Genomic DNA, 11,858 nt, shown 5'->3' with positions numbered 1-11,858 from the left:
GACGCAGGGGTCAGAAGCGCTTGAACGAGGTGTCCTCGGCATCGTCGTCATCGAGATCCAGTACAAAGCCGCCATTCGCGACCTGCTTGCCGCGAGCGGGCCTTGCCGTCTGCGGCTCCCGCTTCTTCTCGGTTGCAGCCTTGGCAGGCCTCTTGCGCCCCGCGGGGAAGCTTGCCTTGACGCGGCCCTGCAGTGCGCGTGCATCGAGGGCTGCCTCTTCCGCCGCGGTGGCCAGGGTCCGGTCGTCGGCCGCCGTCTGGAAGTAGGCGATGGTGGTCTGCAGCTGCTCCGCCTGGGCGGCGAGCTCCTCGGACGTGGCCGAGACTTGCTCGGACGCCGCCGCGTTCTGCTGCGTCACCTGGTCGAGTTGCTGCAGCGCCTGGTTGATCTGGGCAGCCCCGATGTCCTGCTCGCGGCACGCCGCGCTGATCTCCTCGACCAGTTCCGCCGTGCGGCGGATGTCCGGCACGAGCTTGGAGAGCATCTCGCCCGCCTCGCGGGCCGCCTTCACCGTGTCGCCGGAGAGCGAGGAGATCTCGGCCGCCGCAGCCTGGCTGCGCTCGGCGAGCTTGCGGACTTCCGATGCGACCACCGCGAAGCCGCGTCCGTGCTCGCCGGCCCTGGCCGCCTCCACCGCGGCATTGAGCGCCAGCAGGTCGGTCTGCCGGGCGATTTCCTGCACGATGGTGATCTTGGCGACGATGGTCTGCATCGCATCCACGGCGCGCTCGACGGCCTGGTTGGAATGCTCGGCATCCTGGGCGGAGCGCCGGGCGATCTTCTCGGTCTGCGAGGCGTTCTCAGCGTTCTGCTTCACATTGGCCGCCATCTCCTCCATCGAGGCGGAGGCCTGCTCGGTCGCGGCAGCCTGCTCGGTCGCGCCCTGGGACAGCTGTTCGGCGCTCGCAGAGAGCTCCTGGCTCCCCGACGAGACGTTGTGCACCACGCTGTGCGTGTCGCCGACGACGGCGCCAAGCTTGACCCGCATGTCCTCGAGCGAACCCAGCAGCACGGCGATCTCGTCGGAGCCCTTCACGTCCACGGGGTGGGTCAGGTCGCCTTCCGCGACACGCGTCGCGACTTCTCCGGCCCGGCGCAGCCCGCGGCCGATCAGGGTGATCAGCCAGAGGCCAAAGGCGAGCGCCGCGAGAGCCGAGATCGCGACGGCCACGACGACGACTGTTTCGGACTGCTTGGCCTCGGCGTCGGCTTCGGTCTGTGCCTCTGCCATCAGCCGTCCGGTGAGAGCGCGATAGTCGTCGACGGCCTTGACCACCTCTCCCATGGCCTTCGCACCGGCACCCCGCGACAAGGCATCGGCGTTCAGGGTACCCCCGCCGCGGGCGGTCTCGACGACATGGCGGACCTCGGTGACGAACGCCGAGAGAGCTCCCCGGAACTCGGCAGCGTCCACGCCGTCGGCAGTCAGGCGCTCGACTGCAGCCTTGCCGTTGGCCTCTAGCGCATCCGTGGCCGCCGCGACCGTGGCCACGCGGGTGGCAAGATCCTCGACGCTGTCGGCCCGCGTCAGCTGGTCTGCATCGAGCCAAAGCGACATCGTCGCGGTGCGGAAGTGCGAGAGCTCCGTCTCGGCGGTGCGCGAACCGGCCGCACGCTCGCCCATCCCGTCCAGCGCGGCGCCAAGCTTCTTTTGCGCTTCCGCAGCCGGTCCCTCGAGCGCCTCCGAGGCACGGGACACCGAGTGCTGGCGGGCGAGGTCCACCACCTGTTTCTGCTCGATCGCGAAGGCGTCCATGGTGGTGATGACGCGCTGCATCAGCGGCTTGGCCTGCGGGCTCGCTGCGGCCTCGATCTCTCGGGCGTGCCTGTCGAGTTCGCTGCGGCGCTGGTCGATTTCGGCAGCCAGTTTCTCGGTGTCTGCCTCGATCCGGGACGCGATGAGATCGCGTTCGGAGCGCATGTTGGCGAGGATCCCCGCCTTCAGTTCCTCCGCAGCCTCGATCCTGTGGGCACGCCCGGCCAGGTTGCCGATCGACGTGTTGAGGTCTGTAAGCGACACGAATGCGAGGGCACCCGTCGCGGCCGACAGGGCCACGATAGTGCCGAAAGCCAATCCGAGTTTCGCTTTGATGGTCAACCGCATGGGCCAATCCGCCTCGCTTTGAACGAGAGGGCCTCTCCCCATGCCCCCGCGTGTTTCAGGCACCAAGCTACGACCTAGCCGTGAACAACGTGTTTAGACGCGCATGCCGGGAACAGTAAACACAACGTAAACGGGCCAGAAAAACGCAGAGAATGCTTTCGTGTCATCGAGGATCGTGAGAACGTCGGAAGGATCGAGTTGAGTATATCAGTCAAAATGAGTGATTAAATTGCCGATTGTACGGTCAGATGCCGGACAACGTCTCGCCGTCTGCCAGCGCACCCCATGACGCCTGCTGAGCCCTTGACCGCGCCCCGCCCAGGGTGGTCTGTCCTGCAAAAGTTCAGGGAGGACAGCCATGTACACGCGCTACGCAAGTCTCGACGGCGCCGTCGTCTTCATCACGGGAGGGGCGTCGGGGATCGGCGCGGAGATCGTGAAGGCCTTTGTGGAGCAGGGATCGAAGGTCGGCTTCGTCGACATCGACAGGGAGCGCGGCGCCGCTCTCGCCAAGGAATTGGGATCAAACGGAAGCACCGTGCGCTTCGAATCGTGCGATCTCCGCGACATCCCCGACCTTCAGCGCGCCTTCGCCGCCCTCGCCGGCCAGATCGGGCCGGCAACCGTGCTGGTCAACAACGCCGCGCGCGACGACCGCCATCCCTGGCAGGATGTGACGTCAGATTATTACGACGAGCGCATCGCGGCCAACATCAAGCACATGTTCTTCGCGATCCAGGCGGTGGCACCGGGCATGATCGCCGCCGGCAAGGGCTCGATCGTGAACTTCGGCTCGAACTCGTGGTGGGAGGCATCGGGCGGCATGCCCGTCTACACGACGGCGAAGGCTGCCGTGCACGGGATGACGCGCGCGTTTGCCCGCGACCTCGGTCCCCACCGCATCCGCGTCAACACCGTCGTTCCCGGCTGGGTCATGACCGAGCGCCAGAAAGAGCTCTGGGCCACTCCGGAGGCGCTGGAGCGGCACCGCAAGCGCCAGTGCCTGCCGGACCTGATCGAGCCCCATTACCTCGCCCGCATGGCGCTGTTCCTCGCCTCGGACGACGCGGCCATGTGCACGGCCAACAACTACATGGTGGAAGCAGGCTCGATCTGAGCGCACCTGGTCCGGGCGCCGCCTGGCGCCCGGCTCTTCAGAAGGAGGCCCGCGGCGGCGGCGGCGCACGGCCGGTGGTGCGGCTCTCGACGTAGTCGTCGATGATCTCGAGCATCCGCTGCCGGCCGAACGGCTCGCGGTGCCCACCCAGGACGAGGTTCACCGGCAGGCTGCGCAGCCGTTCCATCGTCGCGAGATAGTCTGGAATGCTGGCGTCCGGCGTGGTGTCGATGATCAGCCCGTCATAGATGACGTCGCCCGCGATGAAGAGGCCGGTCTTCTTCTCCCAGAGAGCGACGCCCCCGGGGGAATGGCCGGGCAGGTGCATGACGTCGAACACCCGTCCGCCGATGTCGAGCACGTCGCCCTCCCCCACCAGCCTGGTCGGCTCGACGCCGTGCACGGTGTACCCGTCGAGGTCGTACCCTTCAGAGGGCACCGCGTTCACGAGCCAGCCGCTGGTGTCGAACCCGGCCGCGCGGTAGGCGGCCCGCTGCGTCTCCGAAAAGCCGGCATAGCTGAGCCCCGTCGGGAAGTCCGGTGCTTGCAGGCTGGGCGCCTCGATATGATGGATCAGGATCTCGACGTCCCGAAACCCGGAGTGGCCGCCGATGTGGTCGAGATGCGTGTGCGTGGTGAACAGCAGCAGGGGTTTGTCGACGAGCGGGGCGATCGTGGCCCTCAGGTCGCCGATGCCCATGCCGGTATCGACCAGGAGGTCATGGGTGGTGCCCTTCACGAGGTAGAGGTTGGCCCGGTAGAGCCGCGCGACATGCGGCTCGGTGAGGACGTAGATCCCGTTTTCCACCTCGCTGCAGGTGAACCAGGGATCAGCGACAGGCAAAGGGTCAGTCATCGTCCCTCCAGTGCAATCCGTGCTCCACCCACGCTGCGAGTGGGAGAAAGGCGCAAGCCTCGCTAGCGTTGGCACGGCGCATGTATAGTCAACTCCAAACTGCTTCTGTGCCGTCTGGCCGCACGCCGGTCTGCTCCGGAACGTTTGCCCCGAGGAGGACGCGGTGACCCATCACACGCCGGCGATGAGCGAACACGAGTACCGCGAGAACAGCTTCTTCAAGATCTTCGGCTCGGTCCCCGAGCCGCGCTTCGAGACCCCAGAGGAGCAGACAGCGGTCTGGGGCCGCCCGTGGGGTTGCACCAGCGATGTCGGGCGGCTCAGGGCCGTCCTCATGCACCGGCCGGGTGAAGAGCTGTCGGTGGTAAAGGACAAGCCCATTCCCGAGATCGGCGGCTTCGGCGACCCCGACAGCGGATGGTACTGGATGGGCAGGACCCTGCCCGATCTCGCGGCAATGCAGGCCGGCCACGACCAGCTCGCGGCGATGCTGCGTGCCGAGGGTGTCGACGTCATCTATGTCGGCGAGGCCGCCCCAGGACGCATGAAGCAGGTCTACACACGCGACAGCGTGATCGGAGTAAAGGGCGGTGCCATCGTCACGAGGCTCGCCCGCAAGGTGCGGCGGGGCGAGGAATTGCCGGTGACGCGTGCACTGGCACAGGCCGGATGCCCCATCCTGTCCACGCTGCACGGGGACTCGGTGTTCGAGGGCGGCGGCTTCGCGCACCTCGACGAGAAAACCGCCGTCTGCTCGGTGAGCGTCGCGTGCAATCCGGAAGGTGTCAGGCAGGTCGAGGCGGCGATGAACCTCCTCGGCGTGGAGCTGATCAAGGTGCCGATGCCGGGCTACCGGATCCACATCGACGGCGCCTTCGTCATGATCGACGTCGACACCGCCATCGTGAACATCAATGAACTGCCGTTTCCCTTCATCGAGGAACTGCAGCGCCGCAAGATCCGCATGATCGAGCTGCCGCCCGACGACAACGGCTTCTCTCTGAACTGCCTCGCCGTGGCTCCGGGCCGGGTGATTATGCATACCTCTCGCACCCCCCGCCTCGCGGATCGCCTCGACAAGGCCGGCATCACGGTCCTGACGCTCGACTATGACTGCGTGGAGCTTGGCGGCGGCGGCATCCACTGCTCGACCGCGCCGCTCGCCCGCGATCCCGTCTGACGTACCGGCTGCGCTTGACGCGGCGCACCGACCCAAGAGACATTGTTGGAGTGGACTCCAAGTTCAGGCGGATATCGCGCTGCGGAGGACAGGACCCTGCTGAAGGCGACCGAAAGGACCCCTCATGCCTCCCTCGGCCCGGCCGGGCGTCACGGGCGGCCTGATCGCCGCCACGCTGCTGGTCCTGTGCGCCAATGTGTGCTTTCCGCTGCAGGACACGGTGACGAAGAAGCTCGTCATGACACTCCCGGTCTGGGAGGTGATCATGGTCCGCAGCATGACGGCGTTGCTGCTCGGGCTGGCAATCGGGCGCGGGCCGCTGCTGCGCCAGTCCCTCGCGACCCCGATCAAGAAGCAGCTGATGCTTCGCGGCGTGCTGATGCTCGGCGGATGGTTCTGCTTCGCGCTCGCGGCGCGGACCCTGCCGCTGGGAACGCTGACGATCATCTACTTTCTGTCGCCGGCGATCGTTTCGTTCGTTTCGGGTCCGATCCTGGGCGAGCGCCTCACCTGGGCGCAATGGCTGGCGGTCGCGGCCGGCTTCGGCGGGGTGGCGCTGGCCAGCGGGCTGGCGCATTTCGAGCTCTCGGCCGGCGTCGCCATCGCGCTGCTCGCTTCGGTGTGCTGGGCGGGCGCGCTCGTCATGCTGCGCTGGCAGGCGCAGCAGGAGAGCGCGCTCGTGCAGATGACGTGGTCCAACACCATCCTGGTCGCGGGGGCGGCGCTCGGCTTCCTGTCGGGGCCGATGCAAAGCCGCCCGGCCGATATCGGCTGGATGGCCGTCGCCGGCATCATCGGCGCCGGGGCGCAGTTCACGCTCTACGAGGCCGCGAGCCGGGTGCCGGCGCCTGTGCTGGCGACGCTGGAGTACAGCTCCATCCTCGTTGCCTTCCTGCTGGGCTACCTCGCATTCGGCGACGTCCCGGAGACGCGCGCCTATGCCGGCGCGGCTCTGGTCGTCGCGTCGGGCGTGCTGATGGTCTTCGCCGAGCACCGCCGCGAGTTGGCCGCGCAAGCGGCGCGGCCCGCCCCTTCCTCACCCTGAAAGGACTTCCATGAGCACGCACGACGACGTCGTCCAGCACATCTCGAAGACGCGCTTCCCCTTCCCCGGCCAGACGACATGGCCCGACGGATACGTGACGCTCACCAACGCCCCGGTGAAGACGAAGCCAATCCCGACCCCGATGGGCGAGCACTATCCCGATATCCACATCGTGGACCGCACCGGCCGCACGCGCGAGATCGGCGAAGTCGAGATGGAGGTCGACCCCGCGCGGGTGCCCTGGCTGAAGGCGGCTTCGGAGGCCACCGACAACGATACGCCCACCCACGTCAGGCACTTCTTCGTCTACGTCCCGGCTGGCAAGGAAGACGCCGCGCAGAAGCTGCTCGAGGAGAACGGCATCTCATACGCCGGCGTGCGCGGGTTTACCGTGGACGGATCGGGGAAGGTGTCCGTGGTCCCCTACGTCACTAAGGGCGATCCCTACGACCACCAGTGAGCGCGAGGGCGGCACATGCCGCCCCGCCCCTCCTCAGTCGAGGACCGGCTCCAGCAGGTCCCAGGGATCGGGCATCTTGCCGACCGGCACCTCGATGAGCGTCGGCCCCCTCTCCGCCTGCGCCCACCGCAGGGCCTCGGAGAGACCGGCAGGTCCCTCAGCACGGCGCGCGGCCACGCCGAAGGCCTCGGCATACTTCACGAAGTCCGGATTGCGCAGCTCCGACGCAACCACACGGCCGCCATAGAGGTCCTCCTGCATGCGTCGGACGTTCCCGTAGGCGCCGTCGCTGAAGACGACCGCAATGGCCGCGATGCCGTGCTGCGCTGCGGTGGCCAGCTCGTTACCGGTGAACAGGAAGCCGCCATCCCCGCACAGGGCCACAGCCGGGTGGTCGGGCCGCCCGACCTTTGCACCGAGCGCTGTGGCGTAGGCGAAGCCCAGCGTGCCCTGGTAGCCGGGCGTGACCAGGCGGCGGGGCTCGTGCACGTCGAAGGCCGCCGTCGCGACGTAGGCGACCTGCGTGTAGTCGCAAACGATCGTCGCCTCGGGCGGCAGCGCGGATCTGAGGGCGCGGACATAGGCCATCTGCGGGCCGAGACTTCTGTTGAACACCGAGGCGATGTCGGCTTTCAGCCGCCGCATCTCCTCGCGGCGCGAAGGACGCGACGGCGCTGCCGGGAGCCGGGCCAGCAGTGCGGCCGTCACAGCGCGGGCGTCGCCGTGCAGGGCGGCATCCGGCGCCGCGCCGCGCCCGAACTGCGCGGCGTCGATGTCGATGCGCACGACCTTCTGCCCGGGCCGCAGCCGCCATGCCTTGCGGGGCGAGTTGAAACGCGTGCCGATCGCGACGATGACATCGGCGGAGGGCCACAGCCGGGCACCCTCGGCACGACCGACGGAGTATGGGCTCGCGCTGTCGACAATCCCCCTGCCCTGCAGATGGCTGAGCACCGGAGCCTCGAGACGGGCCGACAACACGTTGACCTCTGCGACTGCGCCGATGGCTCCTCCGCCGACGACGATCAGTGGCGTTCGCGCCGCGGCGATGATCCGGGCCGCCTGTTCGATGTCGTTCTCGCCCGGGAAAGGCACCGGCACAGGGCCGGGCGTTTGAGTTGCCGCTTCCGGCAAGAGCCCCGCCTTGAGCACGTCGGCGGGGAGTTCCACCGCGACCGGTCCCGGCCCCGCAGCGAGGCGGGCGAAGGCCTCGTTCATCACAGGACTAACCTCGTCGGGCGCCATGGCGATGCCATTCCACCGCGTCAGCCGGGCGATGATCCCCGTCTGGTCCGGCAACTCGTGCAGCTCCCCGCCGCCCTCGCCGATGAACCGTGTGGGGATCTGGCCGATCAGAGCCACGACGGGGACGCCGCCGGCATAGGCGGTGGAGAGCGCGGCTCCCGTGTTGAGCAGGCCGGGGCCCGGCACGCAAGCGTAGACGCCGGGTCGTCCCGTCGCGTGGGCATAGCCGAGAGCCATGTAGGCGACACCCTGCTCGTGGCGGGCGTTGATGATCCTGAGGGCGTTGCCGCCGTCGTGAAACGCGTTGAAGAGGCCGTCGAGCTGAACGCCCGGCAGACCGAAAACGGTGTCGACGCCCTGCATGGCGAGGGCGGCCACCACGGCGTCACCGCCGGTCCTCGGCGTGAAAGGAACGTCGCTCACGTTAGCCTCACTGGTCCGGGCCCGGATTTCCGCCGAGGATCAGGACCGGATCATCCCTCTCCGTCGTGGCTATGTTGATCGGGGCGGCGGGATCGCGGTAGCCGACGCACATTCCGCAGATCAGCGTCAGGTTGCCGGGCACGCCGAGATGCTCACAGACAGTTCGCTCGAACAGGGCCCAGTCTGCCTGCGGACAGCTGTCGAGGCCAGCCTCGCGCAGCAGGAGCATGACCGTCTGAAGATAGATGCCGAGGTCCATCCACTGCGACTGGCCGAAGCCCTTTTCCATGAAGAAGAGCAGGCCCATGGGCGCGCCGAAGAACTGGAAGTTCTCGTGGATCCAGGCCAGCCGCGCCGCCTTGTCCTTCCGGTCGATCCCGAGCGCCCCGTAGAGGATCTCGCCATTGCGCACGCGTCGCTGCCAATAAGCGTCGGGGAGGCGTTCCGGATAGAAGGAGTAGCTCATCGGCTCTCCTTCCGGATCCTCAGCGCAACGGCGCGCCATCAGCGCCTTCAGCGTATCGAGGCGCGCTCCCTCCAGCACGTGCACGAACGAGGGTTGCAGATTGCCACCAGAGGGAGCGCGCGCGGCGAGCCTCAGGAGCCGCTCCACTTCGCCCGGCGGCGGCGCTTCCGGCAGGAAGGCGCGGATCGAGCGGCGGGTCGCCACGGCCTCCGACACGGTGCGGGCCGGCTCGCCCGAATACACGGCTCCCTCAGTCTTGCGACTCACGGCACCGTCCACTCCTCGCCGCGGGGCGTGACCACGTATTCCGGCCAACGATAGCCGATCGGCGCCTCGAAGTCGGGCGGCAGCAGCGGCGCGACCCACTTCGTTCCGCCGATCCCGCCCCCCGTGCGCTCCTCGAACTCGGCCTTTGCCTTCGCCAGCCATTCCGGCTTTGTGAGGAGGTCGACGATGGTGGTCGAGATCACCTCGGCCGCCCGCATCCACATCGGGTCTATGCAGGCCGGCACGCCGCCCATGGCGTGGCGCACCCATTCCGGATAGCGCACGCCGGGAGCGGGGGGCTGCAGCGTCGGACGGGCCACGTAGAGGCGGACCGTCGGCGCGTGCCACGTGTAGTCGACATAGTCGTCGGCGGCGTAGTTCATCTGCCAGGGCGGCAGCTGCGAGCGGAACGCCTTCTCGGCCTCCCAGGGCGGCGTGAGTTCCGTCAGCCCGTCGAAGAACGGCTCGGGCATCGGCGTCATCTCGAGGGACGCCTGGAGGTCTCGTGCGAAGGCCTTCGCCTCCTCACCCCAGGCAGGCGCACCCAGCCGCTCGAAATTGCGGTAGGTCACCTCGGCCATGACGTGGTTCGGCAGCCCGGCACGGGTCTTGGTGATCCACGCCTTCGTCACCGCGCAGTGGGTCATCGCCGCGATATGGTCGGCGTTGCGGTCGAGCACGTCGAAGACCGTCTCGCACATGGCGAGCGTCGGGCCGCGCATCGAGTACTGGATCTGCCCGATGCCGGGCGCGATGTTGTCGGCGGCCGCCTGCCCGGCGATCGGAATGAACTCGTTGAGCGTCCAGCTGCCCGCGTGCGGCAGCATCGACTCCTTCATCATCTTGGAGTTCGTGTACATCAGGCAGACGGCGTCGATGGCACCCGGGGCCCGCGCGATGGCGTGGGCGTGGGTCACCGCACCGGCACCGATGTGGGCCTGCCACGTCTCGGGGTTCTCGCACTCGAACGTGTAGATGCGGCTCCAGTAGGGCGCGCTCGTCGTGTCCCAGAAGCAGCCATTGGTGAGCGCGGGAAACGAGTGCGGGTGAAAGCTGATCGCCGCATCCAGCCCGTCATAGAAACCGTGCGCGGCGTGGACGGGCTTTGCTCCGCACATCTTCTCCGCAGGCTCGCCGAAATAGACAAGCGTACCGCCGATGCCGTGCGCCTCCATCGCGGCCTTGGCCGACAGGAAGCCCGCCAGCGATCCCATCCCGAGCGCGGAATGCGGATCCGTATGACCGGCCGCGCGCGCGCTCACGCCATCGCGCGGCTTGCGGTAGGGCACCGGCGCCTGCGACTGACCCGGGACCGCGTCATACTCGGCATAGCCGGCGATGACCGGCCCGGGTCCGTTCGACCAGCGGGCGCGAAAGGCCGTCGGCATTCCCGCCGTGCCCTGCTCCACCGTGAACCCTTCCCGGCGGAGCCGGTCCACATACCATTGGGAGGATCTGTACTCCCGCCAGGACGGCTCGTGGAAATTCCAGATCGTCATGTGGTCGGCTGAGAAGGCGGCGCGGTTCCGGTCAAACCATGCCAGCGCCGTCGCCTGTGCCTCGGTGAAGCCGCTGTCCGTGCTCATCGGTCGGCCCTCACGGATCGTCGCGCACCAGCGGCGCCGTCGAGCAATGCAGCCCGCCTCCGCCGGAGATCATCTTGTCGTAGGGCACCGTGATCACCTCGACGCCGTGCAGCGCGAGCCTGTCCATCGTGTATCCGGACACGCCCTCTGGCATAATGACCCGCCCCGGCGCGACTGCGAGCGAGTTGATGATAGCGCCGTCGTCCTCGTGATGCAGTTCGATCAGCCGGATGCCGAGGTCCTTCAGCTTCTGCAGGAACCAGAAGGGCAGCAGCGTGATGCTGGCGAGCGCGAGGTCGGGCGCGATCATCACGAAGAGCCCGTCGATGTGGAGCCGGTAGCCGGTCAGGTGCACCTTCAGCAGTTCGACGCCCTGCGAGCGCAGCACCTCCTCCACCTGCAGCGCGCCCTCCTCGTTGACGCGGGAGGACAGGCCGATTACCGCAGTCCTGCTGTTGATCCAGGCGAAGCTGCCCCCCTCGGCTACTCCGGTGCCGGAAATCGTGCGCAGGATCGGGCAGCCGAGGCGGGCAAGGGTGCGCGTCGCCGGAAGTTCCTCCCCGCGGCGGATGCGGGGACCCAGCCGCATGATGAGGGCGCCGCCTCCGACCCCGACCACGGCATCGCGCGTGTAGCAGGACTTCATGCGCCCGGGCGCGGCTTCGTCGAGATAGACGACCTCGACCCCCTCGGCCTTCAGAACGGCCACGTAGGCGTCGTGTTGCGCCTGCATGGCCGCGAGGTCGGGACCCTCCGTGCCGCGCCAGTACCAGCCGGCCTGCACGTCGCCGAAGGCGTTGTTGTCCAGCCTCTTGGCCGTGTCGACGACGAGCACTTCCGAGCCCGGCCGGTGCATCAGCACCACCCGCAGCCGTCCGACATCGGTGGTGCAGCCCCATTTCCGGCCCCACCAGGTCGTCTGCTGGTGCTCGTCCTCGAAGGCGGGCTCGGGCTCGGAGGGGAACTGCTTGATGAGCTGGTTGTAGCGCCACTCGTTCTCAGTCAAGGCGCCCATGACCAGGCCTCCGTCGCTCTGGCGCGGCAAATGCAGGGACCTTGCTGCCAGAGGTCCCGGGCCGGCCGCACCGCCGTCCTCGAGCCAGCGTAGA

At 68.0% G+C, this 11,858-nt stretch carries 10 protein-coding genes; 4 read left to right on the top strand and 6 right to left on the bottom strand.

The genetic code is table 11. The features are described 5' to 3' along the window. Nucleotides 1-10: 10 nt before the first annotated feature. On the bottom strand, nucleotides 11-2,104 hold the full coding sequence (locus AC5JCN_RS01665) for a HAMP domain-containing methyl-accepting chemotaxis protein (protein WP_495753264.1): 2,094 nt from the start codon (nucleotides 2,102-2,104) through the stop codon (nucleotides 11-13). Between the two features lie 358 nt (nucleotides 2,105-2,462). Here AC5JCN_RS01665 and AC5JCN_RS01660 point away from each other — a divergent pair, with 358 nt between their 5' ends. Then, nucleotides 2,463-3,221: an SDR family NAD(P)-dependent oxidoreductase gene (locus AC5JCN_RS01660; RefSeq protein ID WP_495753263.1), complete on the top strand. Its 759-nt coding sequence runs from the start codon at nucleotides 2,463-2,465 to the stop codon at nucleotides 3,219-3,221. A gap of 37 nt (nucleotides 3,222-3,258) precedes the next feature. Here the strand turns inward: AC5JCN_RS01660 and AC5JCN_RS01655 are convergent, their stop codons facing one another. After that, nucleotides 3,259-4,077 (bottom strand): MBL fold metallo-hydrolase, encoded by an 819-nt coding sequence (locus tag AC5JCN_RS01655; protein WP_495753262.1) that lies wholly within the window; start codon nucleotides 4,075-4,077, stop codon nucleotides 3,259-3,261. 163 nt (nucleotides 4,078-4,240) lie between these two features. Between AC5JCN_RS01655 and AC5JCN_RS01650 the strand changes: the two genes are divergently transcribed. The 3 genes from AC5JCN_RS01650 (at nucleotide 4,241) to AC5JCN_RS01640 (ending at nucleotide 6,762) form a co-directional block, all read left to right on the top strand. After that, nucleotides 4,241-5,257, top strand: coding sequence for a dimethylarginine dimethylaminohydrolase family protein (locus tag AC5JCN_RS01650; RefSeq protein ID WP_495753261.1), 1,017 nt, complete (start codon nucleotides 4,241-4,243; stop codon nucleotides 5,255-5,257). Between the two features lie 124 nt (nucleotides 5,258-5,381). After that, nucleotides 5,382-6,302, top strand: coding sequence for a DMT family transporter (locus AC5JCN_RS01645; RefSeq protein WP_495753260.1), 921 nt, complete (start codon nucleotides 5,382-5,384; stop codon nucleotides 6,300-6,302). 10 nt (nucleotides 6,303-6,312) lie between these two features. Then, on the top strand, nucleotides 6,313-6,762 hold the full coding sequence (locus AC5JCN_RS01640; RefSeq protein ID WP_495753259.1) for a hypothetical protein: 450 nt from the start codon (nucleotides 6,313-6,315) through the stop codon (nucleotides 6,760-6,762). A 33-nt stretch (nucleotides 6,763-6,795) separates the two neighbouring features. Here the strand turns inward: AC5JCN_RS01640 and AC5JCN_RS01635 are convergent, their stop codons facing one another. From AC5JCN_RS01635 to AC5JCN_RS01620, 4 genes are read right to left on the bottom strand one after another with little or no spacing between them, the layout of a single operon-like run. Further along, nucleotides 6,796-8,430, bottom strand: a complete 1,635-nt coding sequence (locus AC5JCN_RS01635) for a thiamine pyrophosphate-dependent enzyme (protein ID WP_495753258.1) — start codon at nucleotides 8,428-8,430, stop codon at nucleotides 6,796-6,798. A gap of 7 nt (nucleotides 8,431-8,437) precedes the next feature. After that, nucleotides 8,438-9,163 (bottom strand): nitroreductase, encoded by a 726-nt coding sequence (locus AC5JCN_RS01630; protein WP_495753257.1) that lies wholly within the window; start codon nucleotides 9,161-9,163, stop codon nucleotides 8,438-8,440. Continuing rightward, nucleotides 9,160-10,749 (bottom strand): zinc-binding metallopeptidase family protein, encoded by a 1,590-nt coding sequence (locus tag AC5JCN_RS01625; protein ID WP_495753256.1) that lies wholly within the window; start codon nucleotides 10,747-10,749, stop codon nucleotides 9,160-9,162. Before AC5JCN_RS01625 ends, AC5JCN_RS01630 begins: the two co-directional genes overlap by 4 nt. Before the next feature lie 10 nt (nucleotides 10,750-10,759). After that, nucleotides 10,760-11,764, bottom strand: coding sequence for a dimethylarginine dimethylaminohydrolase family protein (locus AC5JCN_RS01620; protein ID WP_495753255.1), 1,005 nt, complete (start codon nucleotides 11,762-11,764; stop codon nucleotides 10,760-10,762). Nucleotides 11,765-11,858 lie beyond the last annotated feature (94 nt).

It is taken from the genome of Alsobacter sp. (assembly GCF_059501845.1).
Note: the sequence above shows the minus strand (reverse complement) of the source record. Positions and strands in the feature narration are given on the sequence as shown.

Excerpts from the sequence above, each read along its gene's own strand:
- AC5JCN_RS01655 (WP_495753262.1), bottom strand. The coding sequence starts at position 4,077 with ATGACTGACCCTTTGCCTGTCGCTGATCCCTGGTTCACCTGCAGCGAG.
- AC5JCN_RS01625 (WP_495753256.1), bottom strand. The coding sequence starts at position 10,749 with ATGAGCACGGACAGCGGCTTCACCGAGGCACAGGCGACGGCGCTGGCA.
- AC5JCN_RS01640 (WP_495753259.1), top strand. The coding sequence starts at position 6,313 with ATGAGCACGCACGACGACGTCGTCCAGCACATCTCGAAGACGCGCTTC.
- AC5JCN_RS01620 (WP_495753255.1), bottom strand. The coding sequence starts at position 11,764 with ATGGGCGCCTTGACTGAGAACGAGTGGCGCTACAACCAGCTCATCAAG.
- AC5JCN_RS01665 (WP_495753264.1), bottom strand. The coding sequence starts at position 2,104 with ATGCGGTTGACCATCAAAGCGAAACTCGGATTGGCTTTCGGCACTATC.
- AC5JCN_RS01660 (WP_495753263.1), top strand. The coding sequence starts at position 2,463 with ATGTACACGCGCTACGCAAGTCTCGACGGCGCCGTCGTCTTCATCACG.
- AC5JCN_RS01645 (WP_495753260.1), top strand. The coding sequence starts at position 5,382 with ATGCCTCCCTCGGCCCGGCCGGGCGTCACGGGCGGCCTGATCGCCGCC.